At 64.5% G+C, this 24,367-nt stretch carries 27 protein-coding genes and 1 tRNA gene; 12 read left to right on the top strand and 16 right to left on the bottom strand.

Going from position 1 to position 24,367, the window contains the following annotated elements; translation table 11 throughout:
* Positions 1 to 3 precede the first annotated feature (3 nt).
* A complete protein-coding gene (locus tag RTQ83_RS03335; RefSeq protein WP_312511223.1) occupies positions 4 to 1,245 on the top strand; it encodes a cystathionine gamma-synthase family protein in 1,242 nt (413 codons plus the stop codon).
* Between the two features lie 121 nt (positions 1,246 to 1,366).
* On the top strand, positions 1,367 to 2,095 hold the full coding sequence (locus RTQ83_RS03330; protein ID WP_312511222.1) for a sel1 repeat family protein: 729 nt from the start codon (positions 1,367 to 1,369) through the stop codon (positions 2,093 to 2,095).
* A gap of 67 nt (positions 2,096 to 2,162) precedes the next feature.
* Here RTQ83_RS03330 and lexA read toward each other — a convergent pair whose 3' ends face one another.
* Entirely contained in the window at positions 2,163 to 2,792 is a 630-nt protein-coding gene (gene lexA, locus RTQ83_RS03325) for a transcriptional repressor LexA (RefSeq protein WP_312511220.1), read from the bottom strand.
* A gap of 315 nt (positions 2,793 to 3,107) precedes the next feature.
* Here lexA and rpsF point away from each other — a divergent pair, with 315 nt between their 5' ends.
* The 7 genes from rpsF to RTQ83_RS03290 all read left to right on the top strand — a co-directional run bounded on the left by rpsF (position 3,108) and on the right by RTQ83_RS03290 (position 7,904).
* Positions 3,108 to 3,503, top strand: coding sequence for a 30S ribosomal protein S6 (gene rpsF, locus RTQ83_RS03320; RefSeq protein WP_312511218.1), 396 nt, complete (start codon positions 3,108 to 3,110; stop codon positions 3,501 to 3,503).
* Positions 3,504 to 3,554: 51 nt separating this feature from the next.
* Positions 3,555 to 3,851: a primosomal replication protein N gene (priB, locus tag RTQ83_RS03315; RefSeq protein ID WP_312511216.1), complete on the top strand. Its 297-nt coding sequence runs from the start codon at positions 3,555 to 3,557 to the stop codon at positions 3,849 to 3,851.
* A 31-nt stretch (positions 3,852 to 3,882) separates the two neighbouring features.
* On the top strand, positions 3,883 to 4,173 hold the full coding sequence (rpsR, locus tag RTQ83_RS03310) for a 30S ribosomal protein S18 (RefSeq protein WP_036249492.1): 291 nt from the start codon (positions 3,883 to 3,885) through the stop codon (positions 4,171 to 4,173).
* A 39-nt stretch (positions 4,174 to 4,212) separates the two neighbouring features.
* The gene (gene rplI, locus RTQ83_RS03305) at positions 4,213 to 4,665 is read left to right on the top strand and encodes a 50S ribosomal protein L9 (RefSeq protein ID WP_312511212.1); all 453 of its coding nucleotides are present in this window, start codon (positions 4,213 to 4,215) and stop codon (positions 4,663 to 4,665) included.
* Between the two features lie 98 nt (positions 4,666 to 4,763).
* Positions 4,764 to 6,161 (top strand): replicative DNA helicase, encoded by a 1,398-nt coding sequence (locus RTQ83_RS03300; protein ID WP_409456071.1) that lies wholly within the window; start codon positions 4,764 to 4,766, stop codon positions 6,159 to 6,161.
* 83 nt (positions 6,162 to 6,244) lie between these two features.
* Entirely contained in the window at positions 6,245 to 6,871 is a 627-nt protein-coding gene (locus tag RTQ83_RS03295) for a DUF47 domain-containing protein (protein WP_312511210.1), read from the top strand.
* Between the two features lie 22 nt (positions 6,872 to 6,893).
* On the top strand, positions 6,894 to 7,904 hold the full coding sequence (locus tag RTQ83_RS03290) for an inorganic phosphate transporter (RefSeq protein ID WP_290416992.1): 1,011 nt from the start codon (positions 6,894 to 6,896) through the stop codon (positions 7,902 to 7,904).
* A 65-nt stretch (positions 7,905 to 7,969) separates the two neighbouring features.
* On the opposite strand, the gene RTQ83_RS03285 is transcribed toward RTQ83_RS03290, so the two are convergent.
* From RTQ83_RS03285 to RTQ83_RS03245, 9 genes are all read right to left on the bottom strand, one after another.
* On the bottom strand, positions 7,970 to 8,863 hold the full coding sequence (locus tag RTQ83_RS03285; protein ID WP_312511209.1) for an MBL fold metallo-hydrolase: 894 nt from the start codon (positions 8,861 to 8,863) through the stop codon (positions 7,970 to 7,972).
* Positions 8,864 to 9,005: 142 nt separating this feature from the next.
* Entirely contained in the window at positions 9,006 to 10,340 is a 1,335-nt protein-coding gene (locus RTQ83_RS03280) for an RNA polymerase sigma factor (RefSeq protein WP_312511208.1), read from the bottom strand.
* On the bottom strand, positions 10,337 to 10,765 hold the full coding sequence (locus tag RTQ83_RS03275; protein WP_312511207.1) for a VOC family protein: 429 nt from the start codon (positions 10,763 to 10,765) through the stop codon (positions 10,337 to 10,339). The genes RTQ83_RS03280 and RTQ83_RS03275 overlap by 4 nt, the downstream gene beginning before the upstream one ends.
* Before the next feature lie 23 nt (positions 10,766 to 10,788).
* Positions 10,789 to 11,205, bottom strand: a complete 417-nt coding sequence (locus RTQ83_RS03270) for a YciI family protein (protein WP_312511206.1) — start codon at positions 11,203 to 11,205, stop codon at positions 10,789 to 10,791.
* Between the two features lie 139 nt (positions 11,206 to 11,344).
* Entirely contained in the window at positions 11,345 to 11,701 is a 357-nt protein-coding gene (locus tag RTQ83_RS03265; RefSeq protein WP_312511205.1) for a YciI family protein, read from the bottom strand.
* Positions 11,702 to 11,765: 64 nt separating this feature from the next.
* Positions 11,766 to 12,536, bottom strand: coding sequence for a hypothetical protein (locus RTQ83_RS03260; RefSeq protein ID WP_312511204.1), 771 nt, complete (start codon positions 12,534 to 12,536; stop codon positions 11,766 to 11,768).
* A 125-nt stretch (positions 12,537 to 12,661) separates the two neighbouring features.
* A complete protein-coding gene (locus RTQ83_RS03255) occupies positions 12,662 to 14,509 on the bottom strand; it encodes a PhoH family protein (RefSeq protein ID WP_312511203.1) in 1,848 nt (615 codons plus the stop codon).
* Positions 14,510 to 14,747: 238 nt separating this feature from the next.
* A complete protein-coding gene (locus RTQ83_RS03250; protein WP_312511250.1) occupies positions 14,748 to 15,191 on the bottom strand; it encodes a peroxiredoxin in 444 nt (147 codons plus the stop codon).
* Positions 15,192 to 15,470: 279 nt separating this feature from the next.
* On the bottom strand, positions 15,471 to 15,851 hold the full coding sequence (locus RTQ83_RS03245; protein WP_312511202.1) for an Mth938-like domain-containing protein: 381 nt from the start codon (positions 15,849 to 15,851) through the stop codon (positions 15,471 to 15,473).
* Positions 15,852 to 15,989: 138 nt separating this feature from the next.
* On the opposite strand from RTQ83_RS03245, the gene RTQ83_RS03240 reads away from it, so the two are divergent.
* Positions 15,990 to 17,213 (top strand): pyridoxal phosphate-dependent aminotransferase, encoded by a 1,224-nt coding sequence (locus RTQ83_RS03240; RefSeq protein WP_312511201.1) that lies wholly within the window; start codon positions 15,990 to 15,992, stop codon positions 17,211 to 17,213.
* 77 nt (positions 17,214 to 17,290) lie between these two features.
* The gene (locus RTQ83_RS03235; RefSeq protein ID WP_312511200.1) at positions 17,291 to 18,610 is read left to right on the top strand and encodes a homoserine dehydrogenase; all 1,320 of its coding nucleotides are present in this window, start codon (positions 17,291 to 17,293) and stop codon (positions 18,608 to 18,610) included.
* Between the two features lie 69 nt (positions 18,611 to 18,679).
* On the opposite strand, the gene RTQ83_RS03230 is transcribed toward RTQ83_RS03235, so the two are convergent.
* Positions 18,680 to 18,859, bottom strand: a complete 180-nt coding sequence (locus RTQ83_RS03230) for a hypothetical protein (RefSeq protein ID WP_312511199.1) — start codon at positions 18,857 to 18,859, stop codon at positions 18,680 to 18,682.
* 299 nt (positions 18,860 to 19,158) lie between these two features.
* Between RTQ83_RS03230 and RTQ83_RS03225 the strand changes: the two genes are divergently transcribed.
* On the top strand, positions 19,159 to 21,054 hold the full coding sequence (locus RTQ83_RS03225; RefSeq protein ID WP_312511198.1) for an MFS transporter: 1,896 nt from the start codon (positions 19,159 to 19,161) through the stop codon (positions 21,052 to 21,054).
* Positions 21,055 to 21,186: 132 nt separating this feature from the next.
* On the opposite strand, the gene RTQ83_RS03220 is transcribed toward RTQ83_RS03225, so the two are convergent.
* The 5 genes from RTQ83_RS03220 to RTQ83_RS03200 all read right to left on the bottom strand — a co-directional run bounded on the left by RTQ83_RS03220 (position 21,187) and on the right by RTQ83_RS03200 (position 24,359).
* A tRNA-Pro gene (locus tag RTQ83_RS03220) sits at positions 21,187 to 21,263 on the bottom strand.
* Positions 21,264 to 21,329: 66 nt separating this feature from the next.
* Entirely contained in the window at positions 21,330 to 21,887 is a 558-nt protein-coding gene (locus RTQ83_RS03215; protein WP_312511197.1) for a cysteine hydrolase family protein, read from the bottom strand.
* A 54-nt stretch (positions 21,888 to 21,941) separates the two neighbouring features.
* Positions 21,942 to 23,099, bottom strand: a complete 1,158-nt coding sequence (locus RTQ83_RS03210; RefSeq protein ID WP_312511196.1) for a HAMP domain-containing sensor histidine kinase — start codon at positions 23,097 to 23,099, stop codon at positions 21,942 to 21,944.
* Positions 23,100 to 23,256: 157 nt separating this feature from the next.
* Entirely contained in the window at positions 23,257 to 23,781 is a 525-nt protein-coding gene (locus RTQ83_RS03205; RefSeq protein ID WP_312511195.1) for a GNAT family N-acetyltransferase, read from the bottom strand.
* Positions 23,778 to 24,359: an XRE family transcriptional regulator gene (locus RTQ83_RS03200; RefSeq protein ID WP_312511194.1), complete on the bottom strand. Its 582-nt coding sequence runs from the start codon at positions 24,357 to 24,359 to the stop codon at positions 23,778 to 23,780. Before RTQ83_RS03200 ends, RTQ83_RS03205 begins: the two co-directional genes overlap by 4 nt.
* Positions 24,360 to 24,367 lie beyond the last annotated feature (8 nt).

Genomic DNA, 24,367 nt, shown 5'->3' with positions numbered 1-24,367 from the left:
GCCATGAGCGAGTCCAGGAACTACGGCTTCACCACCACCATCCTGCACAACGACCGGCGTAAACCGATCGAGCAGGGTTCGCTGCACAAGCCGGTCCACACCTCGGTGGCGTTCGGCTATGGCGACGCCCGCCAGCTGGCGTCGGTGTTCCAGGGCAAGGAGCCGGGCTTCCGCTACGGCCGCCAGGGCAACCCGACGGTCGCAGCGCTGGAAGACAAGATTAGCAAGATGGAAGGCGGCGTGGCTTCGCTGTGCTTCGGCACCGGCATGGCCGCGATCGGCGCGCTGTTCCAGGCGCTGCTGAAAGCCGGCGACCACATCGTCTCGTCGAGCTTCCTGTTCGGGAACACCAACAGCCTGTGGCAGACGGTGGCGGGGCAGGGCGTGGACGTGGCCTTCGCCGATGCCACCAACGTGGCCCAGGTCGAGGCGGCCCTGCTGCCGAATACGCGCATGGTGTTCGTCGAAACCATCGCCAATCCGCGCACCCAGGTGGCCGACCTGGCGCGCATCGGTCAGCTATGCCGCGAGCGCGGCATCCTGTACGTGGTCGACAATACGATGACCACGCCGTGGCTGTTCCGCCCGAAGGACGTGGGCGCCGGCCTGGTGGTCAATTCGCTGACCAAGTCGATCGGCGGCCACGGCATCGCACTCGGCGGCGCGCTGACCGATACCGGCCTGTTCGACTGGGCCGCGTACCCGAACATCGCCGCCAACTTCCGCAAGCAGCCGGGTGCCAATCAGGGCATGGCCCAGCTGCGCGCGAAGGCGCTGCGCGACTTCGGCGCCGCGCTGGGGCCGGAAGCGGCGCACCACATCGCGGTCGGCGCCGAGACGCTGGCGCTGCGCATGGAGCGCACCTGCGCCAATGCGCTGGCGCTGGCGACGATGCTGGAAGCCGATGAACGGGTGGCGGCGGTGCATTATCCGGGGTTGGCTTCGCACCCGCAAAACGGCATCGTGAAGGAACTGTTCCGGTCCGGCGGCTCGCTGCTGAGCTTCGAGCTGAAGGACGGGATCGACTGCTTCGATTACCTGAACCGCCTGCAGCTGGGCATCCCGGCCAGCAACCTGGGCGACACCCGCACGCTGGTGATCCCGGTCGCGCACACCATCTTCTTCGAGATGGGCGCTGAGCGGCGCGCCAGCATGGGCATTGCCGAGTCGCTGATCCGGGTGTCGGTCGGGATCGAAGACACCGACGATCTGGTGGCCGACTTCCGCCAGGCACTGGATGTGTAAAGCCAGGTAAAACACCGCGATACAGGGCCGGCTCGATGCCGGTCTTGTCAGTTTTGCGGTTGAGCCCAGCCGTAAAACAGGGCTATCATGGAACGGTCATTTGTCATTCCGATCCGCAACCATGAAACGTTTTCTGTTCTGCCTGTCTCTCCTCGTCAGCAGCACCGTGTATGCCGGCGAACTCGAGGACGCCAACGCCCTGTTCGACAAGAAGGATTACGCGGGCGCGCTGAAGATCTATACCAAGCTGGCCGACGCCGGCAATCCGCAAGCCCAGCAACTGCTGGGCCAGATGTACTGGTATGGCGAGGCGGGCGAGGTCGACGAGGCCAGGGCCAAGGCGCTATTCGAGAAGTCGGCGGCCAAGGGCAACAAGATCGCACAGGCGTCGCTGGATGTGATGAAGCAGCGCGTCGAGCGCCGCGCCGACATCGATTACTGGGTGAAAGGATATGACGGTTCGGAACTGAAGTCGGGCGAATACCGCTGCCCGGCACCGCGCATTCCGACGGTGTCGAAGATCAACGACGAGATCGAGCGCGTGGGCGCGGCGGTGACGAATTGGCAGAACTGCTACAACAAGATGGTGACCCACCTGAACGAAGTGTCGCCCTTGTCCAAGCAAATTCCCGAGGATATCGCGCGCCTGATGAGCAAGCAGGAAACCGAAGCCTCGCATGCGCACCTGGAACGGGTACGCCTGAACATCGCGGAAGAGGCGAAGGTGAATTCGAAGCTGATCATGGCCGATTTCGCCGCATGGCGCAGCGCGACCGAAACGTATATCGACCAGCACAATGCAACGGTCAAGAAGGCCAAGAGCGAGCGCAGTTTCGAAGACCGGCGCTGATGCAGGTACCGATGCCGATGTGAACGGCACAAAGAACAGCGGCAGCCATCCGGCCGCCGCAAACAACTCAGTTCCAGCTGCGCATCAGGCCCACCGCCAGGCCTTCAAGCGCGAACTCTTCGTCCGGCGTCACCTGGATCACCTTGAAGTCCGGATTCTCCGGCAGCAGCTCGACCAGCTCGCCGGTCTTGCGGTAGCGCTTGACGGTGACTTCCTCGCCCAGGCGCGCGACCACGATCTGGCCGTTCTTGGCGCTGTCGATCTTCTTCACCGCCAAAAAGTCGCCATCCATGATGCCGGCGTCGCGCATTGACCAGCCTTTAACTTTCAGCAAAAAGTCGGGCCGGGCCGCGAACATGGCGGTATCGACGTTATAGGTGGCTTCGACGTGTTCCTGCGCCAGGATCGGATTGCCGGCGGCGACGCGGCCGACCAGCGGCAGCTGCATCATCGACGGTGGCGGCATCGGAATCTGTTCGACGCTGGCGCCGACCAGGCGGATGCCGCGCGAGGTGCCCGGGGCGATTTCGATGGCGCCCTTGCGCGCCAGCGCTTGCAGGTGTTCTTCGGCAGCATTGGCCGAACGGAAGCCCAGTTCGGCCGCGATCTCGGCCCGGGTCGGAGGGAACCCGGTGTTCTCGATCGCTTCCTTGATCAGGTTCAGGATCTGTTCTTGCCTTGCAGTGAGCTTGAGCATAAATGTGTTGCAGCAACGGGTTAGAAGAGTAGACTGTATTTTTGTACAGTATTCGTGTATGTGCAAGGGAATTCATAAAAAAATCTGAAAATCCCGTCGCCAAGAGCGAAGAAGAGGGCGGATCGCCACGAATTCGCTTGTCATGCAGCGGTGGCGCGGCGAAATTGCGCGGCAGCGCTCGCGGCCGGCGAAGGCCGGTCTTGACAATCCGATTTCCTTTCCTTGAAATCCGCGCTATAATGTCGGGCTTTCCCTTCCCACACTCGTCTTGACGCCGGGGTGGGCATTTGTTTAAACGTCCTCAAGGAGTAATGCATGCGTCATTATGAAATCGTTTTTATCGTCCACCCGGACCAGAGCGAGCAAGTTCCGGCGATGATCGAGCGTTACAAGACCACGGTCACGACCCGCGGCGGTAACATCCATCGCGTGGAAGACTGGGGCCGTCGCCAGATGGCTTACCAGATCCAGAAGCTGCCGAAGGCACACTACATCTGCATGAACATCGAGTGCGACAACGAGACCCTGGTCGAGCTGGAAACCGCATTCAAGTTCAATGACGCCGTTCTGCGTCATCTGACCGTCAAGATGAAGAAAGCTGAAACCGCACCGTCGCCGATGATGAAGTCGGTCCAGCGCGAAGACGCAGCCAAGAGCCACCGCGCAGAAGCCGCTGCTCCTGCAGCAGCTCCAGCACCGGCCGCTGCCTAAGTTTTTCCCAGGAATTCGTAATAAGCCGTAAGCAGTAGAACCGGGTAACAGTTGGAACAGAATCATCTCCAGCTCGTGGCGACCATCGCCGAGCGCGACGTGTTGCGTTATACCCCGGCCGGCGTGCCGATCGTATCCGCTGTCCTGATGCACAGTTCGCACCAGGAAGAAGCAGGGGTCGACAGGCTGGTCGAGTTCGAAGTCCCCGCGTTCGCCGCGGGCGAGATTTCGGGCCGGTTCGGAAGCGCCGAGCTCGGCGCCAGCTACCGCTTCACCGGATTCCTCGCACGGAAAAACCGCAACAGCAAAGCCCTGGTGTTTCACATCATTGAATTCAGTGCCGCGTAATCGGCAATTTTAGATATACAGGAGCCTCGAAATGGCATTCGGTAAAAAGTTCGACAAAAACAAAGCTAAAGAAAAACTCAAGCGCAAGCAGCAGAACCCGCTGTTCAAGCGCAAGAAGTTCTGCCGCTTCACCGCCGCCGGCGTTGAGCAAGTGGACTACAAGGACGTCGACACCCTGAAGGACTTCGTCCAGGAAAACGGCAAGATCATGCCAGCACGTCTGACCGGCACCAAGGCGCACTACCAGCGTCAGGTCGACACCGCCATCAAGCGCGCCCGTTACCTGGCGCTGCTGCCGTACACCGACCTGCACAACGCTTAATCGTCGGTCGCGACAGTCAGATATCCTGGAGATAAGAACATGCAAGTTATTCTGTTGGAAAAAGTCATCAACGTCGGCAACCTGGGCGACGTCGTCAAGGTCAAGGATGGTTACGCACGTAACTTCCTGATCCCACAAAAAATGGCACGCCGTGCTACTTCGTCGGCCGTGGCCGAGTTCGAAGCCAAGCGCGCCGAACTGGAAAAGGCAGCCGCCGAGAAGCTGGCAGCCGCTCAAGCCCAAGGCGACAAGCTGAACGGCATGACCGTCACCATCTCGCAGAAAGCCGGCGTTGACGGCCGTCTGTTCGGTTCGGTCACCAACTTCGACATCGCCGAAGCGCTGAGCAAGCAAGGCTTCCCGGTCGAAAAATCGGCAGTGCGCCTGCCGACCGGCCCGCTGAAGACCACTGGCGAGTTCCCGATTTCGGTTGCCCTGCACACCGACGTCGTGAGCGAGATCACCATCGCTGTCGTGGGCGAAGCTGCCTAAGCGATTGTTGTTCCAGTAGTTCAAAAAGCCGGGTTCGCCCGGCTTTTTTGCTTTTGAAACTCTCCAATTATGACAGCCGTGTGACAGGAGAAGGTATAATGCCGCCCATGAACGCAGCACCCGCCGATCCGCAGCTCGAATCGCTCCGCATCCCCCCGCACTCCATCGAAGCAGAACAGTCCGTCATTGGCGGCCTGCTGCGCGACAACGCGGCATGGGACCGGATCGCCGATTTCATGCACGCGGACGACTTCTACCGCTACGACCACCGCATCATCTTCGAACAGATGATCCGCCTGATCAACTCCGGCAAACCGGCCGACGTGATCACGGTCTACGAGGCCTGCAACCAGCTCGGCAAGGCCGAGGAGGTCGGCGGCCTGCAGTACCTGAACGCGATGGCGCAGAACACGCCGTCGGCCGCCAACATCCGCCGCTACGCCGAGATCGTGCGCGACCGCGGCATCCTGCGCAAACTGATCACCGTCGCCGACGAGATTTCCGGCAATGCCTTCAATCCGCAAGGCAAGGAAGTCAAGCAGATGCTGGACGAGGCGGAATCGAAAATCTTCGCCATCGCCGAGCAGGGCGCGCGTGGCGCCCAGGGCTGGAATCCGATCCAGCCGCTGCTGACGCAGGTGGTCGAGCGTATCGACGAACTGTACAGCCGCGAAAACCAGGGCGAGATCACCGGCGTGCCGACCGGCTTCCTGGACCTCGACCGCATGACCTCCGGCCTGCAGCCGGGCGACCTGGTGATCGTGGCCGGCCGCCCGTCGATGGGCAAGACCGCGTTCTCGGTGAACATCGGCGAAAACGTCGCGATCGAGGCCGGCCTGCCGGTCGCCGTGTTCTCGATGGAGATGGGCGGCGCCCAGCTGGCCATGCGTATGCTGGGCTCGGTCGGCCAGCTCGACCAGCACCGCCTGCGTACCGGCCGTCTGCTCGACGAAGACTGGCCGCGCCTGACGCACGCGATCCAGAAGATGAACGACGCCCAGCTCTACATCGACGAGACGCCGGCGCTGAACCCGATCGAGATGCGCGCCCGTGCGCGCCGCCTGGCCCGCCAGTGCGGCAAGCTGGGCCTGATCATCGTCGACTACCTGCAGCTGATGCAGGGCAGCCAGCCGGGCGACAACCGCGCTTCCGAAATCTCGGAGATCTCGCGTTCGCTGAAAGGCCTGGCCAAGGAACTGCACTGCCCGGTGATCGCACTGTCGCAGTTGAACCGCTCGCTGGAACAGCGTCCGAACAAGCGTCCCGTCATGTCCGACTTGCGCGAATCCGGCGCTATCGAGCAGGATGCCGACGTGATCATCTTCCTGTACCGCGACGAAGTCTATAACCCGGATTCGCCCGACAAGGGCACCGCCGAGATCATCATCGGCAAACAGCGTAACGGTCCGATCGGCGCGATCCGCCTGACCTGGATCGGGCAATACACCAAGTTCGGCAACTACAGCGGCAACCTCGCCATCTACCAGGGCGACTGATCCGCACCCCATTGGCCCGCCGCCTATCCGGGGCGGCGTGCCAGTCCCAAGAGAGTAACTGACGAAAGTCACGGAGAAAAACAATGTTTGGACGCTTCATGCCCACCGAGGGCAAGTTCTTTGACCTGTTCAACCAGCACGCTGCACTGTGCGTAAAGGGCGCACAGGAAATGGTCGGGCTGATGACCAATTTCGACGATCTGGAAACCCGCACCCATGCGGTCGAAAGCATCGAAAAACAGGCCGACAAGATCACCTATGCCACGGTGGACCTGCTGCACAAGACCTTCATCACGCCGCTCGACCGCGACGACATCCACAAGCTGATCACGCGCATGGATGACATCCTCGACATGATGGAAGACGCGGCCCAGACCGTGTCGCTGTACGACCTGCACGCCGTGACGCCGGAAGCCAAGCGCCTGGCCGAGCTGTGCCTGTCGTGCTGCCAGAAGGTGCAGGAAGCCGTCGGCCTGCTGCACGACATGGACAACGCGCCGAAGATCGTCGCCCTGTGCGAAGAGATCGACCGCTTCGAGTCGGACGCCGACCATGTGATGCGCGCCGCCATGTCCAAGCTGTTCCGCGATGAACCGGACGTGCGCAACCTGATCAAGATGAAAGCGATCTACGAGATCCTGGAAACCGTGACCGACCGCTGCGAAGACGTCGCCAACATCATCGAAGGCATCATCGTCGAGAACGCGTAAGCGCGCACGTACAGGAACAATGATGGAAACTCTCCACATCAGCATTTACGTGCTGGGTCTGCTGGTGCTGCTGGCACTGGTGTTCGACTTCATGAACGGCTTCCACGATTCGGCGAACTCGATCGCCACCGTGGTCTCCACCGGCGTGCTCAAGCCGCAAACTGCGGTCGCGATGGCCGCCTTCTTCAACTTCATCGCGATCTTCGTGGTCAACATGAAGGTGGCGCAGACCATCGGCAAGGGCACCATCGACCCGCACGTGGTCGACCATTACGTGATCTTCGGCGCCCTGGTCGGGGCGATCGCCTGGAACATCATCACCTGGTACTACGGCATCCCGTCGTCGTCCTCGCACGCCCTGATCGGCGGCCTGGTCGGCGCGGCCGTGGCCAAGGCCGGCACCGGCTCGCTGATCTCCGGCGGCCTGATCAAGACCGTGGCCTTCATCGTGGTCGCGCCGCTGCTCGGCTTTGTGCTCGGTTCGATCATCATGCTGATCGTCTCATGGCTGTTCGTGAAGTCGACGCCGCGCAAGGTCGATACCTGGTTCCGCCGCCTGCAGCTGGCTTCGGCCGCAGCGTACTCGCTGGGCCACGGCGGCAACGACGCGCAAAAGACCATGGGCATCATATGGATGCTGCTGATCGCGGCCGGCTATACCAACGCCGCCGACACCCACCCGCCGGCCTGGGTCATCATCTCGTGCTACGCGGCGATTGCTTTCGGCACGCTGTTCGGCGGCTGGCGCATCGTCAAGACCATGGGCCAGAAGATCACCAAGCTCAAACCGGTCGGCGGCTTCTGCGCCGAATCGGGCGGCGCCGTGACGCTGCTGATGTCGAGCGCCTTCGGTATCCCGGTCTCGACCACCCACACCATCACCGGCGCGATCGTCGGCGTGGGCGCGGCGCAGAAGGCCTCGGCGGTGCGCTGGGGCGTGGCGGGCAATATCGTGTGGGCCTGGATCTTCACGATTCCGGCGTCGGCTTTCATGGCGGCGATCGCGTGGTGGATCGGTACCCATATCATGTAAGAAACGCTGTGCGTAGATAAGAACGGAGCCCGCTGGCTCCGTTTTTTTTTGCCGGTGCGGCGGTCTCAGTCCAGCGACACTTCCAGGCCTTCATGGGCCAGGTGCACCTGCAGATGGCCGAGCTGGCCGGCGTGGCGCGCCAGCACCTCGGCGAAGACGGCTTCGAGTTCGTCGTCGCCGCGCGTCGGTTCGTGGTGGGTGCAGTACAGGGTGCGTGCGCCGACCCGCAGTGCCATGGCGATCGCGCCGTCGAAGGTGCCATGGCCCCAGCCGGCGCGCGCCGCGTATTCGTCGCGCGTGTACGAGCAGTCCACGATCAGGGCGTCGACGCCCAGCATCCCGCTGTCCATCGCCTGCTGGCGCTCGAACAGATGCGCTTCGAACGGCGCATGGCGCGGGTCGCCAAGGGGATGCGGGTTGTGCCACGGTTCGTGGTCGCCGGTAAAGAACAGCGACTTGCCCCGGCTCGCGATGCGGTAGCCGAGGTTGATCACCGGATGGTTCATCACCACGTTCGACACCAGCGCATCGCCGACTTCGACCGGCACGCCGACTTCCAGCGTGCGATAGGCGATGGTGGCGCCCATCTGCGCCTCGTCTACCGGGAAATAACTGTTCTGCAACTGCACCGCCATTACGTGTTCGATGCCGTGGCCGCTGACCGGATCGCGCGCGCCATGCAGGCACACCCGGCTCCCCTTGACGAACAGCGGCGTGAAGAATGGCAGGCCGTGGATATGGTCCCAGTGGCTGTGGGTGATGAAGATGTTGGCGTCGACCGCCGCCCCGTCCTTCAGCAGCTGCTGCGCCAGCGGGAACAGGCCGGTGCCGGCATCCAGCACCAGCAGGGTGCCGCCGCCGGTGCGCACCTCGATGCAGGTGGTGTTGCCGCCGTAGCGCGCGGTGCGCGGGCCGGGCGAGGGGATCGACCCGCGCACGCCCCAGAAGCGGAATTTCATGGAGACTCCCTGGCCAGGAACGATCGGGATTGTTCAGGCAAGTCCCGATTCTAGATACTCTCGATCATAACGGGTTTGTGTCCTCGTGGCATTAGTCAACGGGAGCGCCTCCGGTTTGCGTGCGATCAGTCGTGTCGCACGGCTATGTGGCGTCGCTGCCACGCGCGCCGGCACGTGCCAGCAGCAGTTCGCGTTCGCGCGCGTTGGCGGTCAGCGCCGCCGCCCGTTCGAATTCGCGGCGCGCCTCCTCGCCGCGCCCGAGCTTGGCCAGCAGGTCGCCGCGCACGCTGGGCAGCCAGTGGTAGCCGTCCAGGCGGGCGTCTTCCAGCAGGCGCTCGACCAGGGCCAGGCCTGCGGCCGGACCCTCGGCCATGCCGACCGCCACCGCGCGGTTCAGCTCCACCACCGGCGACGGCTGGCGCAGTGCCAGCTCGCCGTACAGCGCCGCGATGGCATGCCATTCGGTCAGTTCGGCGCGGTGGGCGCGGGCGTGGCAGGCGGCGATCTGCGCCTGCAGCAGGTAGGGGCCGCGCGCCGCCGCGTGCGTCTGGCCTGCGTCGCCGTGGGGCACTGACGCAGCCGGCTCCGGGTTGGTGCGGCGCAAGCCGCGTTCGAGCGCGGCCAGGCCGCGCCGCACCAGCACGCCGTCCCAGCGCGAGCGGTCCTGGTCGAGCAGCAGTACCGGACGGCCGGCGCCGTCCAAGCGCGCCTTGACACGTGACGCCTGCAGCTCCATCAGCGCCACCAGGCCGTGCACTTCGGGCTCGTCCGGCGCCAGTTCGGCCAGGATCCGTCCCAGGCGCAGCGCCTCGTCGATCAGGGCCGGGCGCAGCCAGTCTTCGCCGGCGGTGGCGGCATAGCCCTCGTTGAAGACCAGGTACACCACTTCCAGCACCGCTCCCAAGCGCCCCCCCAGTTCGTTCGGCGGCGGCAGCTCGAACGGCACCCGTGCCTCGCCCAGCAGGCGCTTGGCACGCACGATGCGCTGGGCAAGCGTTGCTTCCGGCACCAGGAAGGCGCGGGCGATCTCGGCCGTCTGCAGGCCGCCCAGCAGCTTGAGCGTGAGCGCCACGCGCGCATCGAGCGACAGCACCGGATGGCAGGCCGTGAACATCAGGCGCAGCAGGTCGTCCTGGAGCACATCGCGCCGGCGCGCATCGAGCTCATCGACAAAGTCGGGCACGCTCAGGGCTTCCTGCGCCTCGAGGTCGTGGCCGATTTGCGCGAGCTTGGCGCGCAGCACGCGGTCGCGCCGCAGGCGGTCGAGCGCGCCGTTGCGCGCGGCCGTGAACAGCCAGGCGCCGGGACGCCCGGGGATGCCGTCGCGCGGCCAGGTTTCGAGCGCCGCCACCAGCGCATCGCCGGCCAATTCCTCGGCCAGCCCGACGTCGCGCACGATGCGCGCCACGCCGGCGACGATGCGCGCCGACTCGATCCGCCACAGCGCCGCCAGCGTCTGTCCGACCGCTTCGCTCACTGCGGCGTGGCCGTAGCGGATGCAGGCGGCATGCCGTCCATGCAGAACACTTCCCACAAGTGCCCATCGGGATCGGCGAACGAGTGCTGGTACATGAAGCCGTAGTCGGCGACCTCGCCGGCTGCGCCGCCGCCGGCCGCCAGCGCACGCGCCACGGTGTCGTCCACCGCGGCCCGGTCGGGGCGCGACAGCGCGATCAGCACTTCGGTGTTGCTGCGCGCGTCCGCCACCGGGGTCTTGATGAAGCTCTGGAAGAAGGGCTCGACCAGCAGCATCACATAGCTATGGTCTTCGCTGACGATCATGCAGGCCGCCTTGTCGTCGGTGAACTCGGGCTTGAAGCCGTAGCCGAGGGCGGAAAAGAAGGCCTTGCTGCGCTGCAGGTCCTTGACCGGCAGGTTGACCAGCATCTGGTTGTTGTTCATGGGTCCGATCCTTTCGCAATGGTTCAAGCCGACATGCCGCGCATGCGCTTGATGGTCTCGGTCTGCGGGAAGTCGTCCATCTCGTACAGCTGGCGCACTTCGATCTCGGCCTCCATGCCCGGGCCTTGCGGATTCGGGAAGCGCCGCGTCCACTCCAGCGCCTCTTCGCGCGAGCGCACCTGGATCAGGGTGTAGCCGGCGACCAGTTCCTTGGTCTCGGCGAAGGGGCCGTCGATGATGCGCCGCTGTTCACCCTGGCCATTGCTCCCGTAGCGGATGCGCCAGCCCTGGCTGCTCGGTTTCAGGCCGCTGCCGTCGAGCAGGACGCCGGCGCGCGCCAGTTCCTGGTGGTAGTCGTCCATGGCGGCGAACAGTGACTCTTCGGGCATCACGCCGGCTTCGGTGCCGGCGGTGGCTTTTACGATGATCATGAAACGCATGGGGTTCTCCTGTTGTGGTCGATGGAAAGCCGGCGTGTGCCTGCCTTCATGCGCTACGACGAAGGGAGTACTGCGGTTTCGACAACAGGCCTGAAAAATATGTCCCTAACTGCGTTTGATGCAGGCCGAACCGGCTTGATCAATCTCGGTAACATGGCGCCAGCGCGCGCACTTCGACCGTGGCCCAGGCCGCGGCCGGACACTCGGCGGCCAGCGCGATCGCTTCTTCACGTGTGGCGACGTCCAGCAAAAAGAAGCCGCCCACCATCTCCTTGACCTCGGCGAAGGGACCATCGACGATGCGCGCCTTGCCGCCTGCTGCGGTGACGCGCGCCGCGCCGTCGAGCGCGGCCAGCGACTCGGCGGCGATCAGGATGCCGCGATCGCGCAATTCGGCGCCCCAGCGCAGCATGCTGTCGTAGGCCGCGCGGCCTTCGGCTTCGGTGCGGGCGGCGCGTTGTCCGACCGGTTCGTGGATCAGCAGCATATGAGGCATCGATGTCTCCTGCGGATGGGGGATCCCGGCCATTCTACGCGCGGACCGGGACGGTGTGGCAAGCTCAGGGTCGGCGCGCTCTGGCCTGCGTCAGGCCGCGTACGCCGAGCTGCACCGCCAGTGCGCAGGCGGTCGCGAGCAGGAATACCGGACCGGGTGCGCGTCCCGGCAGCAGCAGCGCCAGGGTCAGGCAGAACACGGCAAAAGCGTAGTAACCGCCTACCATGCCGCGCAGCAGGGCGACCGCGAATCCGGCGCCCGAGGCGCGGTGCGAAAAGCCGACCAGCACCGTGCTCATCACGGGGAACATGGCGAACAGACCGCTCAATGCCGGCCCCAGCCCACTCGCAGCCCCGGTCACGCCGAGCGTCAGCACCGCGCCGGCCAGCATGCGCCACGGCAGATCGCGTGACGGTCCGGCGTTGATGGCAGCAGGCGCTGGTGGCTGGCCGATCAGACGCGGCGCGGCCAGCAGCCCGGCCGCTACCAACAGGAAGCCGATCCATGGCGCCAGTTGCACACCCTGCAGGACGGCCACCGCCAGCCCCCAGGCCAGCAGCGCCGCGCCCAGGCAGGCCAGCACCCCGGCGCGCGCCGCCATGCGCGCATAGGCCACGCTGAACACCAGCACCGCCAGCACCGCGAGCAGGGTATTGGCGGCAGCCACGGCGGCGAAGTCGCTGCCTTGCTCCAGCGCGATCGCCAGCAGGATCGGGCCGGAGACGATGGGGAAGGCCGACAGCCAGCCGGCCACGGACGGACCCCAGCGGCGTCCGGCCAGAGTGACGAGGGCGATCAGGGATGGAACCAGCAGAAGTTTCAGGACAAAAGGCATCGTTCATTGTTCTTGCAGATGCACGCATGAAGACAAATGCGTGGCGCATAAAAAACGCCCGCTTGAGGGCGGGCGTTGCGATGGATGCCCGCCCATCGTACGAGGGCAGGCGGGTCCGTCCGGGATCAGAGCACGTCGCTGGCGTGATCGGCCAGGCGCGAGCGTTCGCCGCGCGCCAGCGTCACGTGGCCGCCGTGGCTCCAGCCCTTGAAGCGGTCGACCACGTAGGTCAGGCCGCTCGAGCCTTCGGTGAGATACGGCGTGTCGATCTGGGCGATGTTACCCAGGCACAGGATCTTGGTGCCGGGACCGGCGCGCGTGACCAGGGTCTTCATCTGCTTCGGCGTCAGGTTCTGCGCCTCGTCGATGATCAGGAACTTGTTCACGAAAGTACGGCCGCGCATGAAGTTGAGCGACTTGATCTTGATGCGCGAGCGGATCAGGTCCTGCGTTGCCGCGCGGCCCCAGTCGCCGGCGTCGCCATCCGACTTCATCAGCACTTCGAGGTTGTCGTCGAAGGCGCCCATCCATGGCGACATCTTCTCTTCCTCGGTACCCGGCAGGAAGCCGATGTCTTCGCCCACCGGCACCGTGACGCGGGTGACGATGATCTCGTTGTACTGCTTGGTCTCGAGCACCTGCGCCAGGCCGGCGGCCAGCGCCAGCAGGGTCTTGCCGGTGCCGGCCTGGCCGAGCAGGGTGATGAAGTCGACTTCCGGATTCATCAACAGGTTCAGGGCGAAGTTCTGCTCGCGGTTGCGCGCCGTGATGCCCCACACATTGTTCTTGTTGTGGCTATAGTCGCGCAGCGTCTGCAGCACGGCGGTCTTGCCGTTGATCTGCTTGACCTGGGCGTACAGCGGCGCTTCGCCATCCTTCGGTTCCAGGTACACGAACTGGTTCACCAGCAACGTCGGAATCAGCGGACCGGTGACGCGGTAATAGGTCGCCGAATTGCCGTTGCGGTTTTCCTGCCACGATTCGACGTCCTTGCCGTGCAGGTCCCAGAAGTCGTTCGGCAGCTGGACGATGCCCGAGTACAGCAGGTCGGTGTCTTCCAGCACGTGGTCGTTGAAGTAATCCTCGGCCGGCAGGCCCAGCGCGCGCGCCTTGATGCGCATATTGATGTCTTTCGACACCAGCACGATGGCGCGCCCGTTCATCTGGCCTTCCAGCGCGCGTACCACGCCCAGGATCTGGTTGTCGGCCTTGCCCGACGGCAGGCCTTCGGGCAGGGCGGCGCCGTTCAGGCGGGTCTGGAAGTACAGGCGGCCCTTGGCGTCCTTGTTGCCGAGCTTCGAGAGCGGAATGCCGGATTCGATCGCGTCATCGTCGACATTCGCGATCAGGGCGTCGAGCGTGCGCGAGACCTGGCGCGCATTGCGCGCGACTTCGCTCATGCCCTTCTTGTGGTTGTCGAGCTCTTCGAGCGTCATCATCGGCAGGTAGACGTCGTGTTCCTCGAAGCGGAACAGCGAGGTCGGGTCGTGCATCAGGACGTTCGTGTCGAGCACGAACACCTTGGTCGAACCGGCGCGGTCGGCCTTGCGGCTGGTGGACGACTTGACGGTGACTTCGACCGGCTTGTGCTTGACCGGATGCGGCTGGCCGGCATCGGCTTCGCGCAGCTTGGCGCCGATCGGCTCGGCGCCAGGATCGGCAGCATTCGCGGCAGCGGCAGTATTCGCAGCAGCGGCGGGCCAGCTCGACTTGCCGCCTTTGGCCGCCTTGTCCGCTGCGCCTGGCTGGTTGGCGGCGACAGCCGGCGCCTGGGCTGCGGCCAGCGTGTCCTGCGCCTTGCGGCGGGCACGCGACTTAGGGGTGGGAACGGCCTGGCCGCTGATCAGGTCTTCGACCTCGGCATCGGTCTTCGCCGATACCGGGCGCACCGGGCTCTTGCCGGGTTCCGCCTTGGGATAATCTTTTACCAGCAGCATGGTCGCCGGTTGAGTAGGAATTTTGGGCAGTGGCATCAGGTTCTCAATTTAAAAAAAGGGGAGGCCGAATGCGCGCGGGCCACGCTGGCGCGCTGCGAACGGGGTCGATGCAACTTGGGATTGCGGAAGAAACTGTTGCGACACGGCCGGACCCGATGAAAGCGGGTGAGGGGTCCGGCGGGCAACCAGATTGGAATGATGCGGATGTGTTGCGGGTTGACTCAAAATAAACGATAGCGATCCAGCAGGTTAAACAAACTGGAGCCATCCATATTCAGGGCTGGCTCTTCAGAAATTCCAGCACTTCGGTGACGTGATCGTTGACTTTCACGCCACGCCATTCTTTCACCAATCGGCCTTGAGCGTCAATGACAAACGTACTGCGCTCGACGCCACGTACTTGTTTGCCATACATATTTTTCAGCTTCATGACATTGAACTGGCTGCACACGGCTTCTTCCGGATCCGAGATCAGCTCGAACGGCAGGCCCAGCTTGGACTTGAAGTTTTCGTGCGAGCGCAGCGAATCGCGGCTCAGGCCGAAGATGTCGGCGCCCAGCGCCTGGAACTGCGGATAGGCTTCGCGGAAGGCGATGCTTTCGGTGGTGCAGCCGGGCGTGTTGTCCTTGGGGTAGAAGTACAGCACGGTGTACCTGGCGGGACGTCCTTCCAGCGCGAAGGTCTGGCCGCCGGTCATCGGGGCGTTGAACGGCGCGATGGATGCGGCGGCGCTGCCGGCAGCGCTGTTTGCAGCGTTGTCGGCAGATACTGCGTTTGCGGTTTGGCTCTCGGCCACGGGATTCTCCTGGCGGTTCGGCGCGGTGCGCCGGGTCTCATGTCCTCCCTGGCGAAAGGGCAGGGAGCGGCATTGCGATAATAATCGCCCGTGCCGCTCGCCGCCAGTCCCGGGTGGGCAATTTGGCAATCTTGTCGCAAATATGGTCCAAGTTGCCTTATTTCAAGACCAGCTGCCGTCTGCTGCGCAGCAACAAAAGCGTCAGTTCTTGGCGCCGATGACCAGCGCCAGCGTGACCTTGCGCCCTTCGCCCATCAGGATATTATAGGTGCGGCAGGCGGCCTGGTTATCCATGCATTCGACGCCGATGCGCAATTCCGACAGGCTGGCGATCAGGCGCGGGTGGATGAAGCGCTGGCGCTCGCCGGTGCCGAGGATCACCACGTCCGGCTTGTCGGCCGCGATGCGCTCGAAGTGCTCGGCGCTCAGGTCTTCGAAGCGCGTCACGTGCCATGGCTGCGGCGCCACCTCGGGCAGCACGGTCAGGCTGTAGTCGAAGGGCTGGGCATTGATCTCCACGACGCCCGCGTCGTAGCCGGTCACGGTCTGGTATTGTTGAGTATTGTCGGAATGAAGCTTCATCGTCTGGCCTGGAGCTGAGGTACTGGGAGATTCATTGTACCGGATCGGCATGGTTGCCCGAGGTTGCCTATTCCCGAGGCTTTCGGCAGAATGGTATTTTTCGCACTGCAACAGTGCACGCTTTCACCAGGGGTTACTTTGCGACCGATTCTCAAATCGAACAAGCTCGACGACGTCTGCTACGAGATCCGTGGGCCCGCCCTGGACAAGGCGCGCCAGATGGAAGACGACGGCCAGAAGATCATCAAGCTGAACATCGGCAACCTGGCCGTGTTCGGCTTCGACGCGCCCGACGAAATCGTCAGCGACATGATCCGCAACATGCATAATGCCGCCGGCTATACCGACTCGAAGGGCATGTTCGCGCCGCGCAAGGCGATCATGCACTACACCCAGCAGAAGAGCATCGCGAACGTCGGCATCGACGACATCTACCTCGGCAACGGTGCCTCGGAACTGATCGTGATGGCGATGCAGGGCCTGCTCAACAACGGCGACGAAGTGCTGGTGCCGGCGCCCGACTATCCACTGTGGACCGCCGCGGTCAGCCTGGCCGGCGGCGCGCCGGTGCACTACGTGTGCGACGAGCAGGCCGGGTGGATGCCGGACATCGAAGACATGCGCAAGAAGATCACGCCGAACACGCGCGCGATCGTGGTGATCAACCCGAACAACCCGACCGGCGCCTTGTATTCGCGCGAAGTGCTGCTCGAGATCATCGAGCTGGCGCGCCAGCACGGCCTGATCATCTATGCTGACGAGATCTACGACAAGACCCTGTACGACGGCGCCGAACACGTCTCGCTGGCGTCGCTCGCCGATGACGTGCTGTTCGTCACCCTGAACGGCCTGTCGAAGAACTACCGCTCGTGCGGCTACCGCGCCGGCTGGATGGTGGTGTCGGGCGAGAAGCGCCATGCCAAGGGCTATATCGAAGGCCTGAACATGCTGGCCTCGATGCGCCTGTGCGCCAACGCGCCGGGCCAGTTCGCGATCCAGACCGCGCTGGGCGGCTACCAGAGCATCGACGACCTGGTGAAGCCGGGCGGACGCCTCTTGAGGCAGCGCGATCTCGCGCACAAATTGCTTACCGATATTCCGGGCGTGACTTGCGTGAAGCCAAAAGCTGCGCTGTACATGTTCCCGCGCCTCGATCCGAAGATGTACCCGATCACGGACGACCAGCAGTTCATCTGCGAACTGCTGTCCGAGGAAAAAGTGCTGCTGGTGCAAGGCACCGGCTTTAACTGGATCGCCCCGGATCACTTCCGGCTGGTGTTCCTTCCCAACTCCGACGATTTAACGGACGCCTGCGGACGCATCGCGCGCTTCCTCGACGGTTACCGACGGCGCCATGCCTGAGCACGCTGCAGCGCGTTGCAATGCGCGCTGCAGCTTGTGCCGGATTTTGCGCCTGGACCAATAGAGAAACAGATTACATGAAACCGATTCAAGTTGGCCTTCTGGGCATCGGCACCGTCGGTGCCGGTACCTTCAATGTTTTGCAGCGCAACCAGGAAGACATCCGGCGCCGCGCCGGCCGCGGCATCGAGATTGCGATGGTGGCGGCGCGTAATACCGAGCGCGCACGCCAGCTTACCGGCGGCGCGGTCACGGTGGTGGCCGATCCGTTCGAGGTGGTGAACCATCCCGACATCGACATCGTGGTCGAGCTGATCGGCGGCTACGACTTGCCGAAGGAACTGGTACTCAAGGCGATCGCCAACGGCAAGCACGTGGTCACCGCCAACAAGGCGCTGCTTGCCCAGCACGGCAACGAGATCTTCGCCGCGGCCCAGGACAAGGGCGTGATGGTGGCGTTCGAGGCGGCCGTGGCCGGCGGCATTCCGATCATCAAGGCGCTGCGCGAAGGCCTGACCGCCAACCGCATCGAATCGGTGGCCGGCATCATCAACGGCACCACCAATTTCATCCTGTCGGAGATGCGCGAGAAGGGCCTCGACTTCGCCACCGTCCTGAAGCAGGCGCAGGAACTGGGCTACGCCGAAGCCGACCCGACCTTCGACATCGAAGGTGTGGACGCGGCCCATAAACTGACCATCATGTCGGCGATCGCCTTCGGCATCCCGGTGCAGTTCGACAAGGCCTACGTGGAAGGCATCAGCCAGCTGCAGGCGCAGGACATCCGCTACGCCGAGCAGCTCGGCTACCGCATCAAGCTGCTGGGCATCACGCGCCGCACCCATACCGAATCGGGCGAGGGCGTCGAACTGCGCGTGCATCCGACCCTGATCCCGACCGGACGCCTGATCGCCAACGTCGAGGGCGCGATGAATGCGGTGCTGGTGCAGGCCGACGCGGTCGGCGCCACGCTGTACTACGGCAAGGGCGCCGGCTCGGAACCGACCGCCTCGGCGGTGATCGCCGACCTGGTCGATGTGACGCGCCTGCTGACGGCCGACCCGTACAGCCGCGTGCCGCACCTGGCGTTCCAGCCGAACCAGATGACCGACGTCGCCATCGTGCCGATGTCCGAGATCACCACCAGCTACTACCTGCGCGTGCACGTGCAGGACCAGCTGGGCGTGATGGCCGACCTGACCCGCATCCTGGCCGACGCCGGCATCTCGATCGACGCTGTGCTGCAGAAGGAACCGGGCAACCAGACCGACATCGACATCATCATGCTCACGCACCAGACGCGCGAGAAGAATATCGATGCGGCGATCGCCAAGATCGAAGGCTTGCCGGCGGTGATCGGGAAGGTGACGCGGATTCGCCTGGAGTCGCTGGGCTAAGCAGCACCGGCGCATCGCGGTGGCGCCGCCTTTCTCTGCGCGGCGCGGCCGCAGTGCCGGTGACGTGGCCTACGGTGGCGGCATGCCTTCGCTTGTCACCAGCGCTGCCACGCCCGGCTCCGGCCGAAACATGAAATCCTCATCTTCATCGATGAGGGCGGTCGTCAGGAGCAGCAGGTCCTGCTCGATGTGCTCGAACAGCGCATTGGCGACGCTGGCGTAGCAAACGTGGAAGTTGGCTGAAGTCATCTGCGGATTCTACCCCGCGCAGCGGCCGTCATTTTCCCGGATCCAGTCCTGTTTGACCGGTTTCAATCGACATTAACGCCGGGCCCGGACTTTCGCCGCAGGCGCTTGTCCGGCGCGGCGCTTTGTGGTCGAACCCTGACCCGGTTCTGTCCCAGCCAGGACGCGTATCGCCGGGCACGACCCCGGGTATCGTCTGCGGATACGCAATCACGCGCGGTGGTGAATGTGAGAAACAGCGTTTGTTGCGCCGGTCTTGCCGTTGTACATTACGCACTCCACAACACCCGAGCTACCCGAGCATGAGCCAACCGAGCCAGTTTTCCCTGCTGACGCAGCGCCGATTCGGTCCGTTTTTCTGGACCCAGTTCCTGGGCGCCTTCAACGACAACCTGTTCAAGACCGCGCTCCTGGTGGTCATGACCTATGACGCCCTGAACTGGACTTCGCTCGACCCGTCGCTGCTGAACAACCTGATCCCCGGCCTGTTCATCCTGCCCTACGTGCTGTTCTCGGCCACCTCGGGCCAGATCGCCGATAAGTATGACAAGGCGAAGCTGGCGCGCATCGTCAAGATCGCCGAGATCGTCATCATGCTGATCGCCGGTATCGGCTGGATGACCCATACGCTGTGGCTGCTGATCGTGGCCGTGGTCGGCATGGGCATGCACTCGACGCTGTTCGGACCGGTCAAGTACGCCTACCTGCCGCAGAATCTGAAGCCCGACGAACTAGTTGGCGGCAACGGCGTGGTCGAGATGGGCACCTTTGTCGGCATCCTGCTGGGCGAGGTGGCGGGCGCGGTGCTGGTCGGCTACAAGCCGAACGGCATCATGCTGGTGGCCGCCGCCACGCTGCTGTTCGCGGTGCTTGGCCTGGCCGCCAGCTGGCGCATCCCGCCGTCGCCGGCGCCGGCGCCCGAACTGCGCATCAGCCGCAACCCGATCGCCGAATCGTGGCGCAACCTGGCCTATTCGCGCCAGAACCGCACCGTGTTCCTGTCGATGCTGGGCAATTCCTGGTTCTGGTTCTACGGCGCCTTGCTGCTGGCCCAGTTCCCGGTGTTTTCCAAGGATTATCTGAAGGGCGACCACAGCGTGTTCGTGCTGCTCCTGACCGTGTTCTCGTTGGGCATCGGCGCCGGCTCGCTGCTGTGCGAGCGGCTGTCGGGCCGCAAGGTCGAGATCGGCCTGGTGCCGTTCGGCTCGATCGGGCTGTCGGTGTTCGGTATCGACCTGTACTTCGCCAGCCAAGCTTTCAGCAGTGCCGCCGCGGCCGGCAGCGTCGACTTCATGACGCTGCTGGGCCAGCCGGGCGTGCTGCGCATCCTGGCCGACCTGGTGCTGATCGGCGTGTTCGGCGGCTTCTTCATCGTGCCGCTGTTCGCCCTGATCCAGACCCGCTGCGACCAGAAGCATGTCTCGCGCACCATTGCCGGCATGAACATCCTGAACGCGATCTTCATGGTGGCATCGGCCGGCGTGGCGATCCTGCTGCTGGGGCAGGGCTTCACGATTCCGGAACTGTTCCTGACCACAGCCCTGCTCAACGCGGTGGTGGCGGTCTACATCTTCTCGCTGGTGCCGGAATTCCTGATGCGCTTCCTGGCCTGGCTGCTGATCCACACCGTGTACCGGGTGCGCACGGTCGACACCGCGCACATCCCGGCCGAAGGCGCGGCAATTTTGGTGTGCAACCACGTCAGCTACGTCGATGCGATCGTGATCAATGCCGCCAGCCCGCGTCCGATCCGTTTCGTGATGGACCACCGCATCTTCAAGACGCCGTTTTTGCGCTGGATCTTCCGCGCCGTGAACGCGATCCCGATCGCGCCGGCCAAGGAAGACCCGTGGACCATGGAAAAGGCGTTCGTCGACATCGCCCACGCGCTGCATGACGGCGAGCTGGTCTGCATCTTCCCAGAGGGAAAACTGACCAGAACCGGCGACCTGAACGAGTTCCGCAGCGGCATCGCCAAGATCGTCGAGCGCAGCCGGGTGCCGGTGATTCCGATGGCGCTGCGCGGCCTGTGGGGCAGCTGGTTCACGCGTGACCAGGGCAACCTGTTCGAGCGACGCATCTCGCGCGGCATGCGCTCGCAGCTGGCGCTGGCGGTGGGGATGCCGGTGGCGCCGGAGCAGGCGACGCCGGAGTATCTGCGCCAGCAGGTGCTGGCGCTGCGCGGCGACTGGAAGTAACAGCGGGGGCAACGAAGAGAAACGGGCCGGCCGGGGGCAGACCGGCCCGCCGGTCGGGCAGGCTTGCTTGATGTTGAAAAGAAAAAAGGGTCGAGAAGACTGGCTTCTCGACCCATTTTTCTTACACATTCTTGGTCGGGGCGAGAGGATTCGAACCTCCGACCCCGTGCACCCCATGCACGTACGCTACCAGGCTGCGCTACGCCCCGACTAGCCTGGAATTATATCAGAGCCATCGGAATGGTTGAGTTTTTGTTATACAACATCGCGCCCGGTCAGCCGGCGAGGATCTGCAGCACCGTCTCCGTATCCAGCACCCGCGCATACTCGCCATCCAGGTTGGCCAACGCCATCAGGTGCACCTCTTCGGCGCTGCGCAGGGTGCCGCCGAAATCGGTTTTTTCGAAGGTGAAACAGGCGTCGGCCACGACAACCGTGTCGAAGCCCAGATTGCCCGCCGTGCGCGCGCTGGCCTCGACCGAGTTGTTGGTGCTGACGCCGCCAATCACCACGCGCTGCACACCGCGCGCATGCAGCCAGCGCTCCAGCCCGGTATTGATGAAGGCGTCCGGCACATTCTTCTCGACCACGTGCTCGTGGGCCAGCGGCAGGAAGCGCTGCTGGAACTCGACCCCGGGCTGGCCCGGCGCGAACACCGACGCCGGTGAGCGGCTGATGTGGCGAACCAGCACCACCGGCTGGCCGGCGGCGCGCCAGGCGGCCAGCAAGTGCGCAAGGCGGTCTTCCGCATCCGGATTGTTGCGAGGGGGCAGGGTGTCGAAGCGCATTCCCTGCTGCATGTCGATGACGATCAGCGCTGCTTGCCGGTGCATGGGTTCTCCTGGAGGGCTGCCAGGTAATTCTACCGCGCCCGCGCGCGTGACCGCTCAGGACAAGCCGGACTCGAGAGTTGGCGCATCCTGCACGATGCGCGCGTCCATCGGAATGTCGATGACGAAGGTAGTCCCGCGCTCGTCGCTGCTGTCCAGGCCGACGCTGCCGCCGTGGCTTTCCGCGACCGCGCGCACGTAGGGCAGGCCGATACCCCAGCCCTGGCGCGCGCCGTGCCTGGCGGCCTCGGCGCGCCGGTACATCTGGAAGATGCATTCCTGCTCGTCGGGCGGAATCGCGGGGCCATCGTTGTGCACCGACAGCAGCAGGCGGCCATGCACTTCGTCGATGCGGATCGTGACCGGCGTGCCCGGCGCGCCGTATTTCACGGCATTGCCGACCAGGTTCTCGGTGGCGCGCTTGAGCGCCAACCGGTCCCAGTGACCGACGAGCGGGCGCGCCTCGACCCGCACGCGAGGTCCGTGCGCCGCCAACGCATCGGCCTGCACTTCCTTGACCACTTCGCAGATATCGACGCTGCGCACATCAAGCTGGATCTGCTCGCCGCTATGGAACGCCATGGTATTGAGCAACTCGTCGACCATGCCGCCCATGCGCTGGACATTGGTCAGCGCTTTGGCGGCCACCAGCTTGATGCGCTCGATGTCATTGCCCAGCAAGATGAGTTCGAGCGCCGTCATGGTGGCGGTCAGCGGGCCGCGCATGTCGTGGGTGAGGGCGGCGGCGAAGCGTTCGCGAAACCCGCTGTGCACCAGCGAAAAGGCCTGCACCGCTTCCTGGATGCCGGAGTCGATCGAAGCGTGGATCGCCTCGGTTTCTCGGTGGTCGAGCACCACTCCATCGCGTAGCAGCACATGGAAAATTGCCCAGCGAAACGCCTGGTACTCTCCGATCAGGGCCGCGTGGTCATAGGCCGTGACGCGGGCCCGCTCGCCGCCGTGTTCGGCGGCCACGGTGGTGCCATCCACGGCCGAGGCGCGCGGATAGTCGGGGCTGATGCTCTGTGCGATATTGTCGTAGAACACTGGCAGCGTATCGATCAGGATCGGATGCTGCACCTGGCTAGCCTGCGTGATGCGTTCGCGCACCCGCGCTTCCCAGACCGCGAAGACGGTGTCGCGCAGGGCGAGCATGCGCTGGGCGTTGGGCGACAGCGGATGCTGGGAGCCGTTCTGGTCACTGGCAAACGTCACGCGGGTGTTCTCCATTCGGGTGGGCGTGCATGCAAAGCGCCATCCTACGCGAGACGGCGGCCGGTCGCCGCTCTTTGTGACGACGCCGCACGTCTGTCTTTAACAGTCGGAGCAACACATCGCGCTGCCGCGAGCGCGGCATCAGGGCGCCCGCAGGCTAGGCAATGCGTTTATAGAAAAAGGTGGTCGCGCACAGGCCGCCGTCCGGCAGCAGCGCATAGTCCGGCACCACGCCAGCGCGCTGCCAGCCCAGCCGCTCGTAGAGGCGCTCGGCCGTGGCGCTGGCGGTGTCGAGCACCAGCAGCGTGCGGCCCTGGAGGCGCGCCGTCTCGTGCAGCGCTTCCATCAGGCGCCGGCCGACGCCGGATCCGCGTGTGCGCCGATGTACCAGCAGCTTGGCGACGTCGGCGCGGTGCGGCTGGTTCGGTGGCATATCAGTGATCAATTGCACCGTGCCGACGATGACGCCCTCATCCTCAGCCACGATCAGCGTCCGTTCGCCGCGCGCCACGGCGGCCGCCACGCCGCGCCAGAAGGCATCTGCCGCGCTGCGCTCCAGCGGCCGCATGAAGCTGACCGAGGCGCCGCCCTCGACGCAGTCGAGCAGCACCCGGGTGAGTTCTCCGATGCGGGCTTCTACTTTGGCGGCGCCGAGACTGCGCACGGCGATGTCTGCATTCATGGTTCTCTCCTGGGTGCCTGGCCGGACGGCGCGCCCAGCGCCACGATGTAGCGCGCGCTCGCCGGTCCCGGGTTATGGAATGCGATCGGCTGGTCGAGGCGCATGGCCAGGCAATCGCCTGCGTTCAAGGTCCAGTTGCTGGTGCCGACGGTCAATTCCATGGTCCCCGCCATCAGCCACAGCTGCTGGTGCAGGTCGGCCTCGCGTGCGCCGGTCTCGTAGGCGACGCGTGCGCCCGGCGGAAACTCGACCTCGACCAGCTGGAGCGGCGACCAGGTGGCCGGCGACAGGTTGCGCCGGACATAGCCCGAACCCGGGTCGGTCCACACGGGCTGGTCCGAACGCCGCGCCAGCGGGGAGGGCGCTTGTCCACTCTGCTCGAACAGCGAAGCAACGGTAACGCCGAGCGCAGCGCTGAGCTTGTCGAGCACGGTCGCGGTGGGACTGCTCTCGCCGCGTTCGATCAGCGAGATGTTAGAACGGCTGACGCCGCTACGTTCGGCCAGTTCGGCCAGAGACAGGTCGCGTTCGGCGCGCAGTTCGCGTACGCGCCGGGCGATCAGTTGGTTGATGTCCATGCGTCCAG

Origin of the sequence: Massilia sp. (genome assembly GCF_031995545.1) — a bacterium.
Lineage (GTDB): Bacteria > Pseudomonadota > Gammaproteobacteria > Burkholderiales > Burkholderiaceae_D > Telluria.
The sequence above is the reverse complement of the archived record's forward strand: the minus strand, read 5'-3'. Positions and strand labels throughout refer to the sequence as shown.